The organism is Phyllobacterium sp. UNC302MFCol5.2 (genome assembly GCF_000686005.1).
GTDB lineage: Bacteria > Pseudomonadota > Alphaproteobacteria > Rhizobiales > Rhizobiaceae > Phyllobacterium > Phyllobacterium pellucidum.
On the sequence record NZ_JMLL01000010.1, the window covers coordinates 1,072,559 to 1,092,664 of the forward strand.

Consider the following 20,106-nt stretch of genomic DNA (forward strand, 5'->3'; position numbering starts at 1 on the left):
GTTGCAACATAAGACCAAACAGGGTGATATTTACTTTTCGCCGAGAAGCATTTCCGCAGTTTGCTCGTCGGTAATCAAACCATTGATAAGCTTGCCTTTTATGGCCGCCGAAATTCCTTGCATCTTGCGCGCGCCCATGGCGGTGGCGATGACCATGGCGGTCTCGCAAGAAGGGATCGGCGCGCTGGCCACGCGCTCGTTCGTCAGCCCGGCAATGGGCGATCCATTACGGTCGAAGGCGCGGCCGATGATCTCGCAGACGCCTCCAGCGCGGCGCAGGGCGTCGAGTTCCTCGCGCGAAATGAAGCCGTCGACAAAAAGCGGCGCCTCATAGCCAAGATCACCGATGCCGAGAAACGCCACATTGGCCATGGCGGCAAGTTCCAGCACCGGACGGATCATCGCCTGCGCGTGCAGAAGTTCGCGCTCCTCCGGAGAAGAGGCGATGACCGGGAGCGGCATCGGGAAGGACCGCGCCTTGATCTTGTCGGCAATATTGAAAATGACGTTGTAATAGGCCGCCGAGCCATCCGGCGAAATATTGCCGGTCAGCGATACTACCTTGTGTTGCGGGCATTCGATCGGCGACAGCTGCTCGATCGCCGCCTTGAGCGTGCGTCCGGTGCCGATGCCGAGCACGATCGGCCTTTCCGATCTCAGCCAGCGCGTCATTTCGGCTGCGGCCGCATCGGCGACACCGAGTGTCGTCGAAGTCGAGCCCGGATCGGTCGGCACAACCTCCGTCATCTTCAGGCCGAAACGCTCGCGCAGTTGCGCGCCGAGGTCGAGGCAGCGCGCAATCGGATGGTCAAGCCTTACCTTTACGAGACCTTCCGAGACGGCGAGCGAGACCATGCGCTGCGCCGACTGGCGCGAAATGCCGAGCTTGGCTGCGATCTCATCCTGCGTATTGCCGGCCACATAGTAGAGCCAGCCTGCACGGGCCGCATCGTCGAGCCGCGTTGTGGTAACCTCCGGCTTACTCATTGACTGCCCCCGCCCTTAAGGTCCTCACTGTGCTCGTCGCTGGCGGGGATGGTCTCTGCCCCGCCCTTAAGCTCCTCGCTGTGCTCGTCGCTGGCGGGGGTGGTCTTTGCCCCGCCCTTAAGCTCCTCGCTGTGCTCGTCGCTGGCGGGGGCCCGTGGATGCCCATCTGAATGACCGAGATCACGCTCGGGCCAGACGATGTCGCGCACGCGCTGCTTCAGGACTTTCGCCTCGGGGAAGCCGCCATCGCGCTTGCGCTCCCAGATGCTTTCGGCATCGACCTGGATCTCGAAAATGCCACCGGTTCCTGGAACAAGCGCCACCTCACCAAGATCGGCACCGAAGGTCGACAGGAGTTCCTGTGCCATCCAGGCGGAACGCAGGAGCCAATTGCACTGCGTACAATATCGAATGGTAATGCGCGGTTTTGACGTCATGCTTCTTTAGATATCACTTTCCTTTCCTATTGGAAGCAGGAGCATGAAAAGGGCATCCGAATGCCTGAGGCTTATCAGTGCCCTCGCCATCGTGTCCGTCTAGCCGCCCCTACACGTAATCCCTCCCGCAATTCTCAATCCCGTTCTTCCCGCCACCTCCTGACAGGAGGTTGTCAGGAGGCCTGCGTTATATTTCTGTTTGAGGACACAATAAGCGGGAGGAAACGATGATGGACGCGAGGCCCGAGACAATCGGCAGTGCCACTGATTTCGATTTCCTCATCGGCGACTGGAACATCCGCAACCAGCGGCTCAAACATCGATTTGTCGGCTCGGATGAATGGGATGAGTTCCCGGCGACATCGCGCGTCCGCAAACTCCTGCAGGACACCGCCAATATCGACGAGATGGATATTCCGGAGAAGGGATTTGCCGGCCTGACGCTGCGCCTCTTCAACCCGCGCGATGGTTCCTGGTCGCTGCATTGGGCCGACAGCCGCAGCAATTGCCTGTTTCCGCCGGTTATCGGCCATTTCGATTGCGGCAAGGGTATCTTTTACGGTGACGACACGGATGACGGCGTGCCGGTTCGCGTCCGCTTCCTTTGGACCCCGTCGCCCGAAAAGCCGCTCTGGGCCCAGGCCTTTTCCAAGGATGGCGGCGAGACCTGGGAAACCAACTGGCTGATGGAGTTCACAAAGCGCGGCTGAAACCGTGCCGCGTTTTACGCCGAGCCTGACCGAAGTCGCGGACATCCTCCCAAGCCCGCACTTCGGCCGGCTTGGAGCAAAACCTCAACTGCCGCTCACTTGCTCTTCCTGTTCCACAGTCAGAGGCTTGATGCCGGGTGTCGGAGGTTCGGGGCGGTCGCCTTGGATGACCGGCGCGGGTGGGGGAGCAACGTTATTTACTGTCGTACAGGCGGAAAGCGCGGCGAAGATGAGCCCAACCGCTGCGACATGGCGGGCTTGCCGTAGCGCCGTTCCGAAATTGCGGCTGGCGCTGTCGCTCACCTTGCTCAGTTGTCGCTCATCTTCAGCGCCTGGATGAAGGCTTCCTGCGGAATCTCCACCTTGCCGAACTGGCGCATGCGCTTCTTGCCTTCCTTCTGCTTTTCCAGAAGCTTGCGCTTGCGCGTCACGTCGCCGCCATAGCACTTGGCGGTCACGTCCTTGCGCAGCGCCGAGATGGTCTCGCGCGCGATGACCGTGCCTCCAATTGCCGCCTGAATCGGGATCTTGAACATGTGCTTTGGGATGAGGTCCTTCAGCTTCTCGCAAAGGTCGCGGCCGCGCTTTTCGGCCGCCGAACGGTGCACCATCATCGACAGCGCATCGACCGGCTCGGCATTCACGAGCACCGACATCTTGACGAGATTGCCCTCGCGATAGTCAGACAGGTGATAATCGAACGAGGCATAGCCCTTAGAGATCGACTTCAAGCGATCGTAGAAGTCGAACACCACTTCGTTGAGCGGCAGGTCGTAGGTGACCATGGCGCGCTTGCCGACATAGTTCAGATCGATCTGGATGCCGCGCCGGTCCTGGCAGAGCTTGAGGATCGCGCCGAGATAATCATCCGGCGTCAGGATCGTCGCGCGGATCCACGGCTCCTCGATGGAGGCGATCTTCATCACTTCCGGCATATCGGCGGGATTATGCAGTTCGCGCTGCGTGCCGTCGGTCATGTTGAGCTTGTAGACGACGCTCGGCGCCGTGGCGATGAGATCGAGATTGAACTCCCGCTCCAGCCGCTCCTGGATGATTTCGAGGTGGAGCAGCCCGAGGAAACCGCAGCGGAAGCCGAAGCCGAGCGCTGCCGAGCTTTCCATTTCGAAGGAGAACGAAGCGTCGTTGAGGCGCAGCTTGCCCATGGCGGCGCGCAGATCCTCGAAGTCCGCCGCATCAACCGGGAACAGGCCGCAGAAGACGACCGGCTGCGCCGGTTTGAAGCCGGGCAGGATCTCGGCGGTCGGGCGCTTGTCCTCGGTGATCGTATCGCCGACGCGCGTATCGGCGACTTCCTTGATCGAAGCGGTGATGAAGCCGAATTCGCCGGGGCCGAGTTCATCGACAGCCAGCATCTTCGGCGTGAACACGCCGGTGCGCTCCACGGGATATCTGGCGTCCGTTCCCATCATGCGGATGGTCTGGCCCTTTTTCAGCACGCCGTCGATGATGCGCACGAGAACGATGACGCCGAGATAGGCGTCATACCAGCTATCGACCAGCATCGCCTTCAGCGGCTTGTTGCGGTCGCCCTCGCGTGGCGGCGGCAGCTGGTTGACGATGGCTTCAAGCACATCCGGAATGCCGAGGCCGGTCTTGGCCGAGATTAGCACCGCCTGGCTTGCGTCGATGCCGATGACTTCCTCAACCTGCTCGCGGATGCGCTCGGGCTCGGCGGCCGGCAGGTCGACCTTATTCAACACCACGACGATTTCGTGATTGTTGTCGATGGCCTGGTAGACATTGGCGAGCGTCTGCGCCTCGACGCCCTGACTGGCATCGACGACGAGCAGCGAGCCCTCGCAGGCCGAAAGCGACCGCGACACCTCATAGGCAAAATCGACGTGGCCGGGCGTATCGATGAGGTTGAGGACATAGTCCTCGCCGTTCTTTGCCTTGTAATTGAGCCGTACGGTCTGAGCCTTGATGGTAATGCCGCGCTCGCGCTCGATATCCATCGAGTCGAGCACCTGCTCCTTCATGTCGCGCAGATCGAGCCCGCCAGTCGATTGGATCAGGCGGTCGGCAAGAGTGGATTTGCCATGGTCGATATGGGCGACGATGGAGAAATTGCGAATGTGATCAAGTGGTGTGGTCATGAGCGCCACATAGAGCATTTCCCGCCGATTTGGAAGGGCGCGGCGGCACGGCGGCATGGTTCAGCGCAGATAATTTTACCCGGGTATATTGACGACGCTATTTTACCCGGGTAAAAGCAGCCATCGAACAAGGAAACAATCATGGAAAACGCGCAAGAAACATACACAGCCTTCAAGGGCGTGGAGAAAATCGCCAGCGGCACAGCGACCGAAGTTGCGCTGAAGGCAAGGGACGCAGGCAGCGACGGCGCCGCCATCCTGATCTTCGAGGACTCCACGGGCCGGCAGGTAGACTTCGACGTCTCGGGGACCGAGGCGGAGATCGTCGCGCGGCTCGATCCCACCGCGCAGCGCGGACCCGGCCGGCCGAAGCTCGGCGTTACTGCGCGGGAAGTGACACTCCTGCCCCGGCAATGGGAATGGCTCGCACGCCAGCCTGGTGGCGCATCGGTTACGCTGCGCAAGCTCGTCGACGCCGCGCGCAACACGACCTCGGCGCGCGAGCGCAAGCGGCAGGCACAGGAAGCCGCCGACCGTTTCATGATGGCGATGGCCGGGGATCTTCCACACTATGAGGAAGCAGCACGCGCGCTGTATGCCGGTGACTACCCGCGTTTCGCCGAGCACACGGAGTCCTGGCCGCAAGACGTGCGCAACCATGCGCGGCGCCTGAGCGATGCAGCTTTTGACCGGACTGATTTCCCGGCCTGATCGGTGGCGCAAGCCAACCCATCAGCGACCAGGTGATTGTTCGCTCAACTGGCACGAAAATTGCGATAACCTTGCACACCCAAGCGACTGGGAGGCTCCGAGTTCCGCGCAGATGGATCCAGTGGGACTGCGATCAATCACCGACCATGTTCCACTGGCGTGGTCGAAGCCAGGTGCTACGATCACAACCGATCTCACCGGGAAGGATTACGATGCGCTCACATTCCGAATTGTTGTCGTGCGCCCGATGGGCCAGGAGGCGTTCGTTACGCTCACGGCAAGCACCGGCAAGATGGCGACCCTGACCGCGATGGCCGGAACTCACCGCGCGAAGCTTGATATTTACTCGGCTAACTTTAATCGACTCACTGATCCAGCAGCAGCAGGACTGGCAGATGTGCGAGCACGGCTGACAGCTGACTGCATGAGCATTCGAATGACCAAATTAGCCCACTCTACCAATAGCAAACTTATGTAACATTTTGATGAATTTAGATTCGATGCGGATTTGTAGTATTGACCCTGCTTTTTCATCTGGGGTAAAAGCGCCGCGCATTAGTAATCAAATGAAAGACCAAGAGTTTCGATTGAACGAACAAAATTTATTATCCGAATAATTTATTCGGCTCATACCGATTTTATTGTTTTCCAAGGGTAGTCGCCCTCATGTACCCGACTGCCTAATCAGGAGTTTTCCAGATGATCCAATGGATGAAATTGGAAGTGACACGGGCATGCCTCATCGGCGTGCTGCTCGCCACGACCGCCCTAGCCGGCTGCAACAAGGAAAGCAGCAACGATGCGCAATTGCCGCCAGAATCCACCTTTGCGGCAAAGATCGACTCCGCCAAGCCCGATTCTACCCCGTTGACCGAACCTATCGCGCCAAGCGGGTCCACAGCCGAGGTGCCGAGCGTCACACCCATCGAGCCGACGCCTACTCTCACGCCCGAAAGCGACGAGAAGATAACGCGCTTCGCATCGGTTGCGCCGGATATTACGGCCGGGAAATACACCCCGTCATTAATGTTCTACTACAACCTCGGCAACCTCGTCACCACGCCGGAAGATTATCCGGGCAGCAAGCTGAAGGGCGTTAGCACGATGCTCACGCCTATTCGCGGGTCCGTGCGATACCCCGATGAGATCAAGAACGAGGACGGTGCCAAATATCCGGTCATCATCCTCGTGCACGACACCGATACGACCGACGCGAAGAAGGTGATCAAGAATCATCATCAGGGGTTCGATTACCTGGTCTCCGACTTCGTTTCCCAGGGCTATGTGGTCTTTTCGATCGATGCCGAGGAGATCAACAGCTGGACAGAGTTTTCTGGCAACAACTTACAATCCGAATACGACAAGACCGGCGTCGCTCGGGCACAGCTGGTGATGGCGACGCTCGACAAGCTACGCTTCGTCAATGAAAAGGGAGACCGCGATTCTACCAATAGCCCTGGCGTGCTCAATGTGCTGAAAGGCAAGCTTGATCTTGAGCGTATCGGCCTCGTGGGCCATGGCCGCGGCGGTGCAGCGGTGGCCAACGCAATCAATTTCAACAAAACGCGCCTGGGGGCGACCGAGGGCCGACTGAAGGCTGCGCTTCTGGCGGACGCAAGTTCAGTCCTGAAGTATACCACTGAGCCTTTCAGCGAACTCGCCAACACTGTTTCCGGAGACCCGGCTGTCATCGACGATGCCAAGTTCAAGGACATCATCAAGCGACTCAACATATCTTACGCTGCGGGCACCGGAGAAGCGGCACCTCACAATATCAAGGCCGCCCTCATGCTGGCACCTTCGGACCGCAAAGCCGTTACCGGGTTGACGGGTATGCCCTGGGCCGTCGTCGTTGCCGGTTGCGACAAAGCTGCCCTCGGCATCAACACCGGGGCAGGGAACCTCGCCGGTGGTCCCATCTTTGACCGCAGCCGTTTCGGGCCCGCCGAGGACGCGTCACCGCACTTCCAGCTTTTCATCCGCGGCGCGAACAGCGGCGCCTACAACACGATACAGAAACCCGAGCCGGCGGCGGCCACGGTCTGCAACCACCCGGTCCTCGGGCCTAGACTCGCTCTCAACGGGGACGATCAGCGCAACAATGCGCGCTTCATCATAGGTTCCTTCATGCGCCTGTTTGTCGGCGGCGAAAAAGCCTTCGCTCCCTATTGGAACGGCCAGGCCCAGCTTCCGCCTTCGGCCTGTCCAGGCGGCAAGGGCACGTGCGACGAGCGCGTGCTCTTGACCATACAGAAGGATGCGGGCAACACGACGCTGATTCAACGCTACGAGACGCCGGCCGCGGCAACGGTAAACCAGCTTGGCGGCGCCTTCTCGCTCAAGGGCTTCACACAAGCCGTCCAATGCCCGATGGCCCCGGAAGGTTGCTATAGCTGGATGCCGAAGCTGTTCGACAACCTCCAGACGGCGTCCGATAGGTACCAGTTGTTCTGGTGGGACAAGAATGCAACCATAACAACCGAGCTCAAGGGGCTTTCCACTGCCGGTAGGGACTATCTGACCTTCCGTGCGGCGCTCGTGCACGATCTCGCGATCGGCCAGGAGATTCTCGTCACCCTGACCGACGGCAAGGGCAAATCCGCCACCGTTGAGGCTAGCGACTTCACCGATGTGCTCTATCAGACACCACGCCCGAAGGGCGATGGCCGGCCGATGATCATCGACCCGCTCGACATGCCTTCGACCATGTTTGGCTATAAGGAAAATCTGCACATGATCGCCATTCCGCTTCGTGCATTCAAAGGGATCGATACAACCAATTTAAGCAAGCTCGAATTGGTTTTACCGAAGGAAGTCGGTCGCATCGCGCTCGGCGAGATCGAACTGCAGAACTTTGGCCGCTTCACCGATACGATTGCGCGTAATTGATGCCGACGAAAGGACCCGACCTTGCGGCCGGGTCTTTTGGCCGCCGGCGGGTGGAAATCATTTGATTTAGCAAATTTTGAAGGGCGACCGATCCGCCGCCGCGGGTCGCCTCGCTGACCAAGGAGTATTTGAAAATGATGCAATGGATGAACCCACGCGCAAGCCGTGCATGCCTTTTCGGCGCACTTCTTGCCGCTGTCACCGCTTGCGACGACAGAGGGCCCGAAGAGCCCACATCGACATTCGGCACGGCCGCCAACCAGTTGGCACAGCAGCCCGAGATTGCTCAGCCAAATGTCGCGGCAAACCCCACGGAACAACCTCCGGCGACAGGGCCCGTCGTTGGGACTGTCGCCCCGGTTCCGGCCGCGCAATTGCCCGAGTTGATTGATAAACCACTGCCCGTCGTGCCACCCGTACTATCGGCAGCCGATACAGCAACGGCGCGTTTCCTCTCGGTCGCGCCAGACACATTCGATACCGGAAAATACAAGTCGTCCCTGCTGTTCACCTATGAAGTCGGCAGGGTTTTTGTCCAGCCGGCTGATTCGATGGAAGCAAAAGACCCAGAGTATGAACTTGCCAAACGCAAGGGCATTCCCTTCGGACTAATCGCGCCGATCCGCGGCAGCATCCGCTATCCTGAGGAAGTGGTGAAGGGCGATGGTGCCAAATATCCACTTATCGTCTTCTTGCACGGCCAGCACAATGGCGACGTCAGCCACCTCGGTTACGACTATCTAGGCAAGGACCTCGTTACCCAAGGTTATGTCGTCGTTTCGATCGATGCCGATACGATCAACATGTCGATGCAAACTGGCATGGACGGCGCCAATCGCGGGCGGGCACAGCTCATGCTTGCGACGCTTGACAAGCTGCGGCAGGTCAACGAGACCGGCCAGGTCGATGGTTATGGTAATCCCGGCATTCTCAACGTGCTGAAGGGCAAGCTCGACTTTGACCGTCTCGGCATCATGGGCCATTCGCGCGGTGGCATGGCGATCGGTACGACGCTCCTGCAGAATGTGGCACGGAAAGGCACCACTTTTACCGATCTTAAAAATTATGTCGCTGAAGCCCGCGCAAGCCTGATCAATTTTAGTTATACCGGCTATTTCCACGAGATGGTCAACTATCCGGACATCTTTGCGGCGACAACAACCACCACGAACGCAGATGGCAAAGCGACTGCGACGGTCGATGAGGCGAAACTGCAAGCAGCCGCCAAGAAATACGGTATCGGTTTTGTTGCCGGCGATGCGCCGCCCTATAAATTCAAGGGAGCCTTTCTTCTCGCGCCGACTCAGACGTTACCGCTCATGGGCATAAGCGATGTGCCGTTCGCAACGCTCGTCGGCAGTTGCGACGGCGACGTGCAATCGTTGTCCGGCCTCGCCTTCTTCGACCGCAATCGCTATAGCGTCGATAAGGACCCATCCTCGCACTATCAACTATGGATGCGCGGCGCCAACCACAATTTCTTCAGCACGGAATGGCGCGAGCGTGACACATTAAGGTCGGGTGCGCCGAGAACCACATATTATTGAACGAGAAAGAGCAGCGCCGAGCCGCCCATTTCATCATCAATTCCTACATGCGCTATCACGTTGGCGGCGAACAAAAATTCGCAAACTACTGGAATGGCCTGGCAAGGTTCCCTTCAGCCAATTGCCCTGCGGGACAGGGCACGTGCGATGAGAGCATCGTGCTCAGCATTCAGAAGAGCGCAAAGGACCGGGTGGTAATCCAGCGTTTCGACCAGAAAACACCCGAGGAGGCCAAGACTAACCGCGTCGGCGGCGCCTTCGTCATGACCGGCTTCGACAAGACAGCACTGTGCCCACTTTCGATGGAGCAATGGTACTACAGAAAAGGCGGCTGCCTGCCCAAGGCACTAACGAACTTCGAGTACATCGGCTCAGCAACCGAACTGCTTCAAGTTTCCTGGAATGCGCCTGGGGCGAAGCTGACCACCGACCTGAAAAACCTTTCCACCGCCGGCATGGATTATCTCACCTTTCGCGTTGCGGTGACGGAGACGGTGGGCCAGGAAATCCTGGTGTCGCTCACCGACAGCAATGGTAAGACAGCCACCGTCACAGCGAGCGACTACACGGATGCGCTTTACGATATCCCCCGGCCCAAGGCTGGTATGATCCCCATGGTCGACAACCCGGCTGATCTGATGCCGGAGATGAGCTCGATCTACCGTGCCATGAATATGGTTGCGATCCCGCTCAGCGCCTTCAAGGATATCGATACGACCAAGCTCAGCGCGCTTCAGCTGGAAATGCCCCGCGAGAAGGGCGGATTGGCGATCAACGATATCGAGCTGCAGAACTTCGGCCGCGCGCCGAAACCAGCGACAACAGCGCAGAACTAGCATGAGGCCTCCCGCGCCATGGGCGCGGGAGGCTCTCCCTCGGCTGGCCGGACGCGCTGGCGTGAACCGGCGCCGCTGCTCGAAGACATCCTGAATCTTGGCTATCTGGCACGGAAATTGCTGGACAATCGATGTAGGCTCGTGAGCCGGCTGCAGAATTTTGCGCAGCCACGCACGGGAAACATTGATGTTTTAGCTTTTTCAATCGGCGATTGCACAGATTGCTATCAGGAGTTCTCAATGATCCAGCGAATAAAACTTCATGCACCTCGCGCGTGCCTGTTTGGCGTGCTGCTTGCCGCTTTAGCAGGCTGCGACGGGGGCGATGACAAACCGCGGCAACCCCAAGCAACGACATTCGAGACGCCGGCTCTCCAAGCCTCGAACCTGCCACAGGAACCGGTCACCGGCACAGTTGCGGCGGTGCCCGGCACCGACAATACGCCCCCGCAGACATCGGGCGGGGAGGCGACAGCGATCGCCCCGCAGAGATCAGAAGGCGAGGCGGCCCCAATCGCCAAGGCAGTCACCCGCTTCACCGAGATTGCACCCGACGAGAACGGCGGTGCAGGGTTCAAGTCATCGACCGCGTATGCCTACGATCTCGGCAATCTGGTAGCACAGATGAGCGACGATTCAGTTGCGTTTACGTCACCCATCACTATCATAACGCCGATCAAGGGCTGGGTGCGTTACCCGGAAAACACAATCGATCCTGCCGTCGCCGCGCCAGACAAATATCCGGTCGTCATCTTCGAACACGGCAACCATAATAATGCAGATCCGAGCTACCAGGGCTATGACTATTTGGCAAAGGATCTGGCCGAGCACGGCTATGTGGTGCTTTCGATTGATGCCAACGCCATTAATCCTAACGACAAGTCGAGCCAATCACGGGCGCAGCTCATACTCGGCACGCTTGATCGCATGCGCCAGATCGACGGATTTGGGCAAATCGATCTCGGTGGCAACAGCGGCAAGCTCGATCCGCTCAAGGGCAAGCTCGATTTCACCCGCGTCGGCATCATGGGGCATTCGCGTGGCGGCCAAGCCGTTGCCAACACCATCGTTTTTAACAAGACTCGCCGCGGCGTGAAGGACGCCGACTTAAAAAGCGCGTTGCTGGCGAAGCCCAACAGCTACGCCACTTCCTACCCAGATCTCGCCGCCGCCATCATACCAGCCGCCACTGGCAAACCTGCCACAATAGATGATGCGAAGTTCGCTGCGGCTGTCACGAAATACAACATCTTCAATGCCCAAGGCAGCGAAGCGTCGTCCTACGACTTCAAGGCAGCATTCATGCTGGCCCCTACCGACTTTGCCGGCGTGACTGGCCTCGACCACGTCCCACTCGCCAGTCTTCTGCCGTCTTGCGATGGCGACGTGTCCAACCTGCAGGGGGCAAGGGCATTCGACCACAATCGCTTTGGGCCGTTAGATGATACAACGCCGCGCTACCAGATCCTACACCGGGGTGCCAATCACAACTTCTACAACACGGTATGGTCGGCACGGGATAGTATCCAAAATACCTGCAAGTTCACGCGATCTTATCTCAATGCCGAAGAACAGCGTCGCGGCGGTCTTTTCATCATCAATTCGTTCATGCGCTACCACGTCGGCGGCGAGCAGAAATTCGCCTCCTATTGGAACGGTCTTGCTCAGCTACCCAAACCGGCGTGTCCATTTGGCAAGGCGAGTTGTGACGAGCGGATCGTGTTGACCGTGCAGAAGGATGCAGCCCGCAGCAAGCTGATCCAACGTTTCGATGACACAGGCAGCATGACACAGAACAAGCTTGGGGGGGCCGTCACCTTTGGTAGCTTCGATAAGACGCAGCGGTACGGTATGCCGAGCGGTGGCGACACCGCAAAGTGGGAGCTGCCACTCCTCGACGGTTTCGGCGATATCAAGTCGCTGGCCGATCATGTCGAATTGGCCTGGACCAAAGACGGACCGACGATAACAAACGACCTCGCCGGAATTTCGGCGGAGGGCTTCGATTCGCTAACGTTCCGAATAGCGGTTGCTCAGCCAGTAGGTCAGGAGGTACTGGTCACACTTACCGACGGTAAGGGCAAATCCGCGACAGTTACCGCGAGCGAGTTCACCGATGCGCTCTACAACTTTCCGCGTCCGAAAGGCGATGGACGCCCCATGGTCGACAATCCGGATGACATGCCACTGATCGGTGATACGTTCGTCAATGTGCTCAGCATGGTTGCCATTCCGCTGAAAGCCTTTGACGGCATCGACACGACCAACCTGAAGGAATTGAAGCTCGCCTTCCCCAAAGAATGGGGGAAGGTGGCTATCACCGATATCGAACTGCAAAATCTAGGGCGGGACAAGCCGGCGACAGCTGCAACCGACGGTTCGCCGATCGAAGGGACGTTTACCCCAACCCTTGCTGGTAAATGACAAATACAGTCCCGCCGCATAGGTGCGGCGGGACTGACCATCAACTGTCTTGATCGCAGGAGTTTCGCCAGTGCCTTCTGCACCGGATACGCCGCTGTCAGTCTCGCACCCAGCCAGTCTCAAACGCCGATCTTGCCGCCCCCCTTTTTGGTGATGGCAACGACGGAGGGGCGGACCGGCATGTCATCCCTGAAATCCGGCCAGCGCGTCGACAGATCCTCATAGTAGGAGGGGCGGCCGAAGCCTTCCCAATCCTCGCCGCCATCGCCAGGATGCTGCACCGCCACCATCATCGTCGCCATGTCCGGCAGCATCAGCGGGCCGCACATTTCCGCGCCGACTGGCACGCGGAAGAAGAGTTTCGATGTGCTGCGGGCCGGGCCAGCGATATCAACCGCCCAGATACCGTCCGTGCGGCCGGTTTCCTTCGGCGAGTTGCCATCCGTCGCGACCCAGAGGCGGCCGTCGGCATCGACCGCGCAATTATCAGGCATGCCGAACCAGCCATTCTTGGTCGTATCGGTCGAGAACGACGCGCCGACATCGGCCACGGATGGATCGCCGCATTTCAGCAGGATTTCCCACTTGCCCTTGCTGGCGGCAAAATCGCCCCCGTCCTCGGTGATTTCGATGATGTGGCCGAAGGCGTTCTTGGCGCGCGGATTGGCGGCGTCGATCTGGCCGTCCTTGCGCTTGGTGTTGTTGGTCAACATCACATAGACCTTGCCGTTGACGCTATTCGGCTGGATATCTTCGGGTCGATCCATCTTGGTCGCCCCAAGCAGATCGCCGGCCCGGCGGGTCTCGATAAGCACGTCGGCCTGCGCGGCAAAACCGTTCTCCGCGTTGAGCGGACCCGAGCCATGGACGATGGGCAGCCATTCGACGCCGCCTTCCGCATCGAATTTCGCGACATAGAGCGTGCCATCGTTGAGAAGGTCCATATTGGCGGCACGATCGTCCGGATTGAATTTGCCGGATGTGACGAATTTGTAGACATAGTCGAAGCGGGAATCATCGCCGAGATAAAAGACGACCTGACCGCCCTTCGCGACGATCGATTCAGCGCCCTCATGCTTGAATCGGCCCATCGTCGTGCGCTTCTTCGGTACCGACGCCGGGTCGTTGACATCCACCTCGACGATCCAGCCGAAGCGGTTGGCCTCGTTCGGCTCCTTGGCAAGATCGAAGCGATCGTGGAACTTGCCCCACTCATAGGCGGTCTCGGGAATGCCCAGCCGCTTGTAGTTTTCAGCTTCCTTGCTGTCCTTCGGCAGTTCACCGCTGAAGTAGCCGTTGAAATTCTCCTCCGACATCACATAGGTGCCCCAAGGCGTGACGCCGCCGGCGCAGTTGTTCATCGTGCCGAAGACTTTGGCACCCGAGGGATCGGCGTTGGTCTTGACGCGGTCATGGCCGGCAACGGGACCGGTAAGCTGCATTTCGGTATTGGCCGTGATGCGGCGGTTCAGCTTGCCATCCTTCACCACCTGCCACTTGCCGTCGACTTTCTTGATTTCGACAATGGTGCCGCCATGGGCCGCCATTTCGATATCGACGCGTTTCTGGTCGGCCGGCGCGACTTCGATCTTGCCCTCGACAACCTTGACGATGCCGGGGAACATCAAATGCTCGTTCGTATATTCGTGGTTGACCACAAGCAGGCCGTGCTCGGAAGAGCCGTCGATCGGGATAAAACCGACATAGTCGTTATTGTAGCCGAACTGCTTCGCCTGGGCTTCGGGACTCTGGTTCTTCGGGTCGAACTCCGGCGAATCGGGGAAGAGGGCGTCGCCCCAGCGCAGCAGCACATCCGCATCGTAACCGGAAGCCACGTGGTGTTTCTGGTCGATGCCGGCCTCGACTTCCTCAAAGACGAAAGCCGATTTCTCCTCGGCGCGGGCATCGTCAGCAAGCATGAGGGCCATCGGGCTGACGGTCGCCGCGATGGCCGAAACCGCGAGCGAACCCTTCAGGAAACCGCGGCGCGAAAAGCGCGATGCTATGATCTCGCCCATCGTCGGGTTGTTGGTCGGGTTATGGCCCGGCCCGTCGTTTTCTTCGAGCAGGCTGGTGCGAAACGGTTGGGATTGGTCGTTCATGGCTCACCTCTGGCTATCTGGCTGGGGGGACGAGACCCGAGCCTACCGCCCTCTTGTGACGACCAGGTAACAACCGCAGCGGTCTTTTGCCTCAAGCCGCTGCGATCATCCCGCCATAGATGTCGAGATCGACATTTCCGCCCGAAAGGACGACGACGACGGTTCTGCCTTCGATATCGACCTCGCCGCTGGCGAGCGCCGCGAAGGCCGCACAGCCGCCCGGTTCGACGATCAGTTTCAGGTGATTGGCCGCGTCGCGCATGGCTCCGCGCACCGCGCTGTCCGACACTGCGATGGCGCCGGCTAGATTGTGCTTGTTGATCGGGAAGGTGAGTTCGCCCGGCTGCGGCGTCAGGATGGCGTCGCAGATCGAACGGTGGCCAGCCTCGTTGGTGACGCGCTCTCCAGCAATCAGCGAGCGGCGCAAATCATCGAAATGCTCCGGTTCCGCGCCCCAGATTCGCGTCCTCGGCGAACCGGCCTTGACCGCGACCGAGATGCCGCTGATCAGACCACCGCCCCCGGTCGGCACGAAGAGGTCATCGATTTCGAAGCCACGCTCCTTCGCTTCCGCCACGAGTTCGAGGCCTATGGTGCCCTGCCCCGCCATGATTGAGGGGTCGTCATAGGGCGGCACGAGTATCATCCCACGGTCCTCGATGAAGGGTGTCGCGACATCGTCGCGGTTCTGGTTGTAGCGGTCGTAGAGGACGACTTCCGCACCGTAGGAGCGCGTATTGGCGATCTTGGTCTGTGGCGCATCGCTTGGCATGATGATTACTGCGTTGATGCCAAAGAGCTTTGCGGAGCTCGCAACGCCCTGCGCGTGATTGCCGGACGAATAGGCGATGATGCCCCGTTCGCGCTCGGCTTCGTTAAACTGGCTTATGCGATTATAGGCCCCGCGAAACTTGAACGAACCGGTCCGCTGCAGACATTCCGGCTTGAACAGGATGCGCGCCTTGTATTTAGCATTGAGCGCTTCCGATTCGACGAGGCGCGTCGAAGCCAACTGTCCCTGAAGCCGCCCGGCGGCGGCCTTTACATCTTCTATACCAACGGCAAAATCCTGACTGTCCATGCGGCCCTCGCTGGCGATTAATGGCAATGGCGAATTCATAGCACTGCGATCGGTTCACAGCACCCAAATCATTGTCATCATTGTAGCAGGATCGGCGCTGGCGCGCCGGGGCTTCTCAAGCCCGATCGACTTCGGCCCGACGCGCAAGAAACGCCGGCAGTTCGGCGATGGAACCGAGAATGGCGTCGCTCAACGGACCGAGATCATCGAGCGTGCTGTTGCCCGAGAGAACGCCGATTGCGAGGCCCGCGCCCGCGGCATGCGCCATCTCGAGATCATGCGCATTGTCGCCAACCATGGCGATGGCGGCGGGAGCGATACCGGTACGCTCGGCGAAGAGATGCAGCTGGTCGGCATGGGGTTTGGCGCGGGCGACAGAATCGTAACCGATTATAAGGGTAAACAGGGCAGTCAGCCCGAGTGCCTCGGCTGTTGCGCGTGCGCCGGCCTCGGAATCATTGGTGGCGATGCCGAGCACGTAGCCTTGCGCCACCAGCGCTTCCAGAGTTTCGCGCAAGCCGTCAATGCCGACAGCGCGGCGGGAGCCTTCGCTCACCGCATAATCGTCGTAGGCGCGAATGCGTTCGCGCTTTTCCTCAAGCGTCAGTTCGGGATGCCAAAGGTCGACGATATCGTGAATCGTTCCGGCAGCGACAACAGAGCCGCCGCGGAACTTTTCCATCTCCCAATCGTACCCGCCCGCCTCGACGAGCGCCCGCGCCTTTGCTTCATCGCCTGCAGCCGCCTCGCGGGCAATCTCCATGGTGATGCCGAACCAGGTGCGGTTGAAATCGACAAGCGTTCCGTCCTTGTCGAACAGAATTCCACGAATCTGCGCCGAGCGGGTGGTTGCCATCATGCCTCCAGCGAGCCCGGACGCGCCGTCTCCGAGCGCTTCGAGCCGAGGAGTTTCAGCAGGTCATCGCCGCGGCGGGTATAGCGGTGGCTGCGCCGCGTCAGGATCCGCCCGGCCTGCGGCGCGGTCAGGACAATGTCGCCGCCTGCATCGCCCGGAATAGTGACAACCGTCACGAGCTTGTCGCCCTCCTTGACCTCTGCGCCGATCTCGACGTGGAAGAGGATCATGCCGCCCTGCGGGGCGCGGATCATTTCGACATTTTCGAGCGGGGTCACCGGCCCTTTGAAATCGATATCGAGTTTCACTGCCGCATCGGTAATGACGCCGCGGTGCACGAGGAAACGGTAGAGACCAAGGGCATCCGACCTGCCCGTCTCAACGCCAACATCGGCAATGCCGCGGAACTCGACGGTCGTCACCGCCCGGCGATTCACATTGCGTTCCTCCTTTGACAGCTGGATCACAGGATGGGCGCAGGCCTCCTCGAATGCGGCATCTGCGGTGCTGCTCCAGGAAAGGATAGCGGTCGATCCGAGCGCCGACGCCAGATCGTACATTTCAGGCAGGAATGCCTGATGGATATAGACATAGCTTTCGCTTTCGTCATCGCAATGGAGATCGAGGACGATTTCATGCGGCAGCGCGAGGCGCAGAAGCTGGGCTTTCAGCCTTTCAGCCAGAGATTTTGGCGCATCCACGCCCGGAAGACCCGACGTGTCGAAGCCTTCAAGCAAGGGAAAGGACCGGTTGAAATTCACGCTCGAGAAATAGTCGAAGCGGCCGAGATGTTCGTGCGCCAGCCATTGTGCCGAGGCGATCGGATTGGCTTGGGGGACGACCGTGATGTTGCCGGCAAGGCGGCCCTCGCGCTCGGCCTTCTCCAGCATCGGAATGAGAAAATGCAAGGCAGCCTGACCGGGAAGCTCGGAGCCGTGCAATGATGATTGCAGATAGGCAGTGACGGCCTTGTCGTCCTTGCCCTCAAAGCGCAGGACGCGCAATTCAATGCTGTTGCCCGGCACATCGCCGGCCAGCGTGATCGTTTCGGTCTTCATCGTTCTCTCCCGAGTATGCTTTGTATGATTGTTGGACCTTAGGCCTATTTGCCACGCCGCTTGCGCAGGTGGGCGACAAGACCTTGCGTCGAAGCGTCCTTGTCCTTTGCCGTTTCCGCTCCGGAGACCACGGGCAGCAGCTCCGTCGCCAGTTCCTTGCCAAGCTCGACGCCCCATTGATCGAAGGCGTTGATCCCGAAAATCTGCGCCTCGACAAAAACGCGGTGCTCGTAGAGCGCGATCAGCCGGCCAAGCGTATAGGGATCGAGCTTGTCGTGAATGATGGTGATCGAAGGCCGGTTGCCGGTAAAAACGCGGTGCGGCGCAAGCCGCTTGACTTCGGATTTCGACAGGTTTTTGGCGGCAAGCTGCGCTGCCGCCTCCTCCAACGTGCGTCCCTTCATCAGCGCTTCCGACTGGGCAAGGCAGTTCGCCATCAACATCTCATGCTGGTTGTCGAGATTGGGCTCGTGCCCCTTGGCCGCAACGATAAATTCCACCGGAATCGTATCGGTTCCCTGATGCAGAAGCTGGAAGAACGCATGCTGTCCATTCGTGCCGGGCTCGCCCCACACCACAGGGCCGGTCGGACCGGCGACCGGCTTGCCGTCGATCGTCACACCCTTGCCGTTCGATTCCATGTCGAGCTGCTGCAAGTAGGCCGGGAGCCGGGCCAGGCGTTGATCGTAGGGAATGACCGCGCGGCTCGTATAGCCGGATATGGCGCGATGCCAGTAGCCGACAAGGCCGAGCATGATCGGCAGGTTTTTCTTCAACGGCGTCTTGCGGAAATGCTCGTCCATGGCGTGGGCGCCATCGAGAAAACGACCGAAATTCTCCGGTCCTATCGCGATCATCAGCGGCAGGCCGATTGCCGACCAGATCGAATAGCGGCCGCCGACCCAATCCCAGAAACCGAAGATGCGGTCGGCCGGAATGCCGAAAGCGTCGACCTTGTCGAGCGCTGTCGATACGGCCGCAAAATGCTGTCCGACAGCCTCTTCGCCAAGCGCATCGGCGATCCATTTGCGTGCCGCCTTGGCATTGGTCATGGTTTCGATGGTCGTGAAGGTTTTCGACGCAACGATGATCAGCGTCGTTGCGGGATCGAGTTTGGCAAGCGTATCGGCAATATGGGCGCCATCAACGTTGGAGACGAAATGGGCGCGGGGGCCGTCATGATAGGGCGATAGCGCAAGCGTCGCCATGGCGGGGCCGAGATCGGACCCGCCTATGCCGATATTGACGATATCGGTGATCGGCTTGCCCTTCGAACCCTTGATCGCACCCGAACGCAAGCCACCGGCAAACGCGCCCATGCGCTCAAGCACGTCCTTGACGCCGGGCATGACGTCTTCACCGTCGACCTTGATCGGCTTGCCGGACCGGTTGCGCAGGGCGACATGCAGTACCGCGCGGCCCTCGGTATTGTTTATTGGTTTGCCGGCAAACATCGCGTCGCGACGCTCCTCGACCTTCGCCGCCCTGGCCACGTCAGCAAGCAGAGCCATGGTATCGTCATTGACGAGGCACTTCGACCAATCGAGCAGGAGATCATCGAGTTCGAGGGAATAGCGGGAAAAGCGCTTCGGATCCTTGGCAAAGGCGCTGCGCATGTTGCGCGGGGCGCCGTTTTTCCAGTGATCCTTGAGAGCCTTGACCGAACGTTTTACTTCGTTCGCTTGTTCTGACGCCATTTTCGTCTCCTGCAACAATGCTTCGGGCGTGGGCAAACTGCCACTCAAACGGTTTGAATTCAATTCATCGAAGGGAGAATCTCATGCTTTCTTCGCTGCGGCGAACATGCCTTGCCAATTGCGGGAAAACTGCGGCACGCGCCGCTTCATTTTCACCGCAAAACCATCTAGCCTCCGCTTCGGGAGGAACCAATCATGGATTTGACTGGAGAGGAAAGGATCGTTGCACCGCGCGATACCGTATGGAAAGCGCTGAACGATCCGGAGATTTTGAAAGCGTGCATCCCGGGCTGTGAAAGTCTGGAGAGAATCTCAGATACCGAGCTTGCAGCAGTTGTCGGCGTCAAGATGGGACCGGTCAAGGCACGCTTCAAAGGCAAGGTCGAGCTTTCCAATCTCAATCCGCCCCAGTCCTATACGATCTCCGGCGAAGGCACCGGCGGGATTGCGGGTTTTGCCAAGGGCGGAGCCGACGTAACGCTTATCGACGAGGGCGCGGAGACCGTGCTCGCCTACGTCGTCAATGCCGATGTCGGCGGCAAGATTGCCCAGCTCGGCAGCCGCCTGATCGCATCGACTTCGAAAAAGCTCGCGACGCAGTTCTTCGAGAACTTCAATGCGGCGGTGAGCGGCGGGTAGAGAAGGCAAGAAATG

General features: G+C 59.4%; 15 protein-coding genes and 1 pseudogene. 8 read left to right on the forward strand and 8 right to left on the reverse strand.

What is annotated here, in order from left to right; genetic code table 11:
* Window positions 1-30: 30 nt before the first annotated feature.
* Together BR48_RS0107140 and BR48_RS26620 are read right to left on the reverse strand one after the other, a co-directional pair.
* Window positions 31-987: a sugar-binding transcriptional regulator gene (locus BR48_RS0107140; RefSeq protein ID WP_027230659.1), complete on the reverse strand. Its 957-nt coding sequence runs from the start codon at window positions 985-987 to the stop codon at window positions 31-33.
* A gap of 164 nt (window positions 988-1,151) precedes the next feature.
* Window positions 1,152-1,424: pseudogene (locus BR48_RS26620) on the reverse strand (SelT/SelW/SelH family protein); the annotation flags it as partial.
* Between the two features lie 227 nt (window positions 1,425-1,651).
* Here BR48_RS26620 and BR48_RS0107150 point away from each other — a divergent pair.
* Entirely contained in the window at window positions 1,652-2,134 is a 483-nt protein-coding gene (locus BR48_RS0107150; protein ID WP_244532736.1) for a hypothetical protein, read from the forward strand.
* Between the two features lie 308 nt (window positions 2,135-2,442).
* Here BR48_RS0107150 and lepA read toward each other — a convergent pair whose 3' ends face one another.
* Complete coding sequence (lepA, locus tag BR48_RS0107160) at window positions 2,443-4,251, reverse strand: translation elongation factor 4 (protein WP_027230661.1); 1,809 nt, start codon at window positions 4,249-4,251, stop codon at window positions 2,443-2,445.
* A gap of 141 nt (window positions 4,252-4,392) precedes the next feature.
* Here lepA and BR48_RS0107165 point away from each other — a divergent pair, with 141 nt between their 5' ends.
* The 6 genes from BR48_RS0107165 (at window position 4,393) to BR48_RS24085 (ending at window position 12,658) form a co-directional block, all read left to right on the forward strand.
* Window positions 4,393-4,962, forward strand: coding sequence for a DUF2239 family protein (locus tag BR48_RS0107165; protein WP_027230662.1), 570 nt, complete (start codon window positions 4,393-4,395; stop codon window positions 4,960-4,962).
* Between the two features lie 112 nt (window positions 4,963-5,074).
* The gene (locus BR48_RS0107170; protein ID WP_027230663.1) at window positions 5,075-5,440 is read left to right on the forward strand and encodes a hypothetical protein; all 366 of its coding nucleotides are present in this window, start codon (window positions 5,075-5,077) and stop codon (window positions 5,438-5,440) included.
* Window positions 5,441-5,661: 221 nt separating this feature from the next.
* Window positions 5,662-7,851, forward strand: a complete 2,190-nt coding sequence (locus BR48_RS0107175; protein ID WP_027230664.1) for a hypothetical protein — start codon at window positions 5,662-5,664, stop codon at window positions 7,849-7,851.
* 134 nt (window positions 7,852-7,985) lie between these two features.
* Window positions 7,986-9,398, forward strand: a complete 1,413-nt coding sequence (locus BR48_RS0107180; RefSeq protein ID WP_027230665.1) for an alpha/beta hydrolase — start codon at window positions 7,986-7,988, stop codon at window positions 9,396-9,398.
* Complete coding sequence (locus BR48_RS0107185) at window positions 9,395-10,234, forward strand: hypothetical protein (RefSeq protein ID WP_027230666.1); 840 nt, start codon at window positions 9,395-9,397, stop codon at window positions 10,232-10,234. Before BR48_RS0107180 ends, BR48_RS0107185 begins: the two co-directional genes overlap by 4 nt.
* 141 nt (window positions 10,235-10,375) lie before the next feature.
* Window positions 10,376-12,658, forward strand: a complete 2,283-nt coding sequence (locus BR48_RS24085) for a hypothetical protein (protein ID WP_197030334.1) — start codon at window positions 10,376-10,378, stop codon at window positions 12,656-12,658.
* A gap of 119 nt (window positions 12,659-12,777) precedes the next feature.
* On the opposite strand, the gene BR48_RS0107195 is transcribed toward BR48_RS24085, so the two are convergent.
* The 5 genes from BR48_RS0107195 to pgi form a co-directional block, all read right to left on the reverse strand.
* Window positions 12,778-14,760: a PhoX family phosphatase gene (locus tag BR48_RS0107195; protein ID WP_027230667.1), complete on the reverse strand. Its 1,983-nt coding sequence runs from the start codon at window positions 14,758-14,760 to the stop codon at window positions 12,778-12,780.
* Between the two features lie 91 nt (window positions 14,761-14,851).
* Window positions 14,852-15,841: a threonine/serine dehydratase gene (locus BR48_RS0107200; protein ID WP_027230668.1), complete on the reverse strand. Its 990-nt coding sequence runs from the start codon at window positions 15,839-15,841 to the stop codon at window positions 14,852-14,854.
* 115 nt (window positions 15,842-15,956) lie between these two features.
* Complete coding sequence (locus tag BR48_RS0107205) at window positions 15,957-16,697, reverse strand: HAD family hydrolase (RefSeq protein ID WP_155810824.1); 741 nt, start codon at window positions 16,695-16,697, stop codon at window positions 15,957-15,959.
* The gene (locus BR48_RS0107210; protein WP_027230670.1) at window positions 16,697-17,755 is read right to left on the reverse strand and encodes a succinylglutamate desuccinylase/aspartoacylase family protein; all 1,059 of its coding nucleotides are present in this window, start codon (window positions 17,753-17,755) and stop codon (window positions 16,697-16,699) included. Before BR48_RS0107210 ends, BR48_RS0107205 begins: the two co-directional genes overlap by 1 nt.
* A 44-nt stretch (window positions 17,756-17,799) precedes the next feature.
* Window positions 17,800-19,452, reverse strand: coding sequence for a glucose-6-phosphate isomerase (gene pgi / locus BR48_RS0107215; protein WP_027230671.1), 1,653 nt, complete (start codon window positions 19,450-19,452; stop codon window positions 17,800-17,802).
* A gap of 195 nt (window positions 19,453-19,647) precedes the next feature.
* Between pgi and BR48_RS0107220 the strand changes: the two genes are divergently transcribed.
* Entirely contained in the window at window positions 19,648-20,091 is a 444-nt protein-coding gene (locus BR48_RS0107220; protein ID WP_027230672.1) for a carbon monoxide dehydrogenase subunit G, read from the forward strand.
* Window positions 20,092-20,106 lie beyond the last annotated feature (15 nt).

Bases quoted from the DNA above. Each gene is read 5' to 3' on its own strand.
- BR48_RS0107170 (WP_027230663.1), top strand. From the start codon at position 5,075: ATGGATCCAGTGGGACTGCGATCAATCACCGACCATGTTCCACTGGCG.
- BR48_RS0107210 (WP_027230670.1), bottom strand. From the start codon at position 17,755: ATGAAGACCGAAACGATCACGCTGGCCGGCGATGTGCCGGGCAACAGC.
- BR48_RS0107150 (WP_244532736.1), top strand. From the start codon at position 1,652: ATGATGGACGCGAGGCCCGAGACAATCGGCAGTGCCACTGATTTCGAT.
- BR48_RS0107220 (WP_027230672.1), top strand. From the start codon at position 19,648: ATGGATTTGACTGGAGAGGAAAGGATCGTTGCACCGCGCGATACCGTA.
- pgi (WP_027230671.1), bottom strand. From the start codon at position 19,452: ATGGCGTCAGAACAAGCGAACGAAGTAAAACGTTCGGTCAAGGCTCTC.
- BR48_RS0107175 (WP_027230664.1), top strand. From the start codon at position 5,662: ATGATCCAATGGATGAAATTGGAAGTGACACGGGCATGCCTCATCGGC.
- BR48_RS0107195 (WP_027230667.1), bottom strand. From the start codon at position 14,760: ATGAACGACCAATCCCAACCGTTTCGCACCAGCCTGCTCGAAGAAAAC.
- BR48_RS0107140 (WP_027230659.1), bottom strand. From the start codon at position 987: ATGAGTAAGCCGGAGGTTACCACAACGCGGCTCGACGATGCGGCCCGT.
- BR48_RS0107165 (WP_027230662.1), top strand. From the start codon at position 4,393: ATGGAAAACGCGCAAGAAACATACACAGCCTTCAAGGGCGTGGAGAAA.
- BR48_RS0107180 (WP_027230665.1), top strand. From the start codon at position 7,986: ATGATGCAATGGATGAACCCACGCGCAAGCCGTGCATGCCTTTTCGGC.
- BR48_RS0107200 (WP_027230668.1), bottom strand. From the start codon at position 15,841: ATGGACAGTCAGGATTTTGCCGTTGGTATAGAAGATGTAAAGGCCGCC.
- BR48_RS0107205 (WP_155810824.1), bottom strand. From the start codon at position 16,697: ATGGCAACCACCCGCTCGGCGCAGATTCGTGGAATTCTGTTCGACAAG.
- lepA (WP_027230661.1), bottom strand. From the start codon at position 4,251: ATGACCACACCACTTGATCACATTCGCAATTTCTCCATCGTCGCCCAT.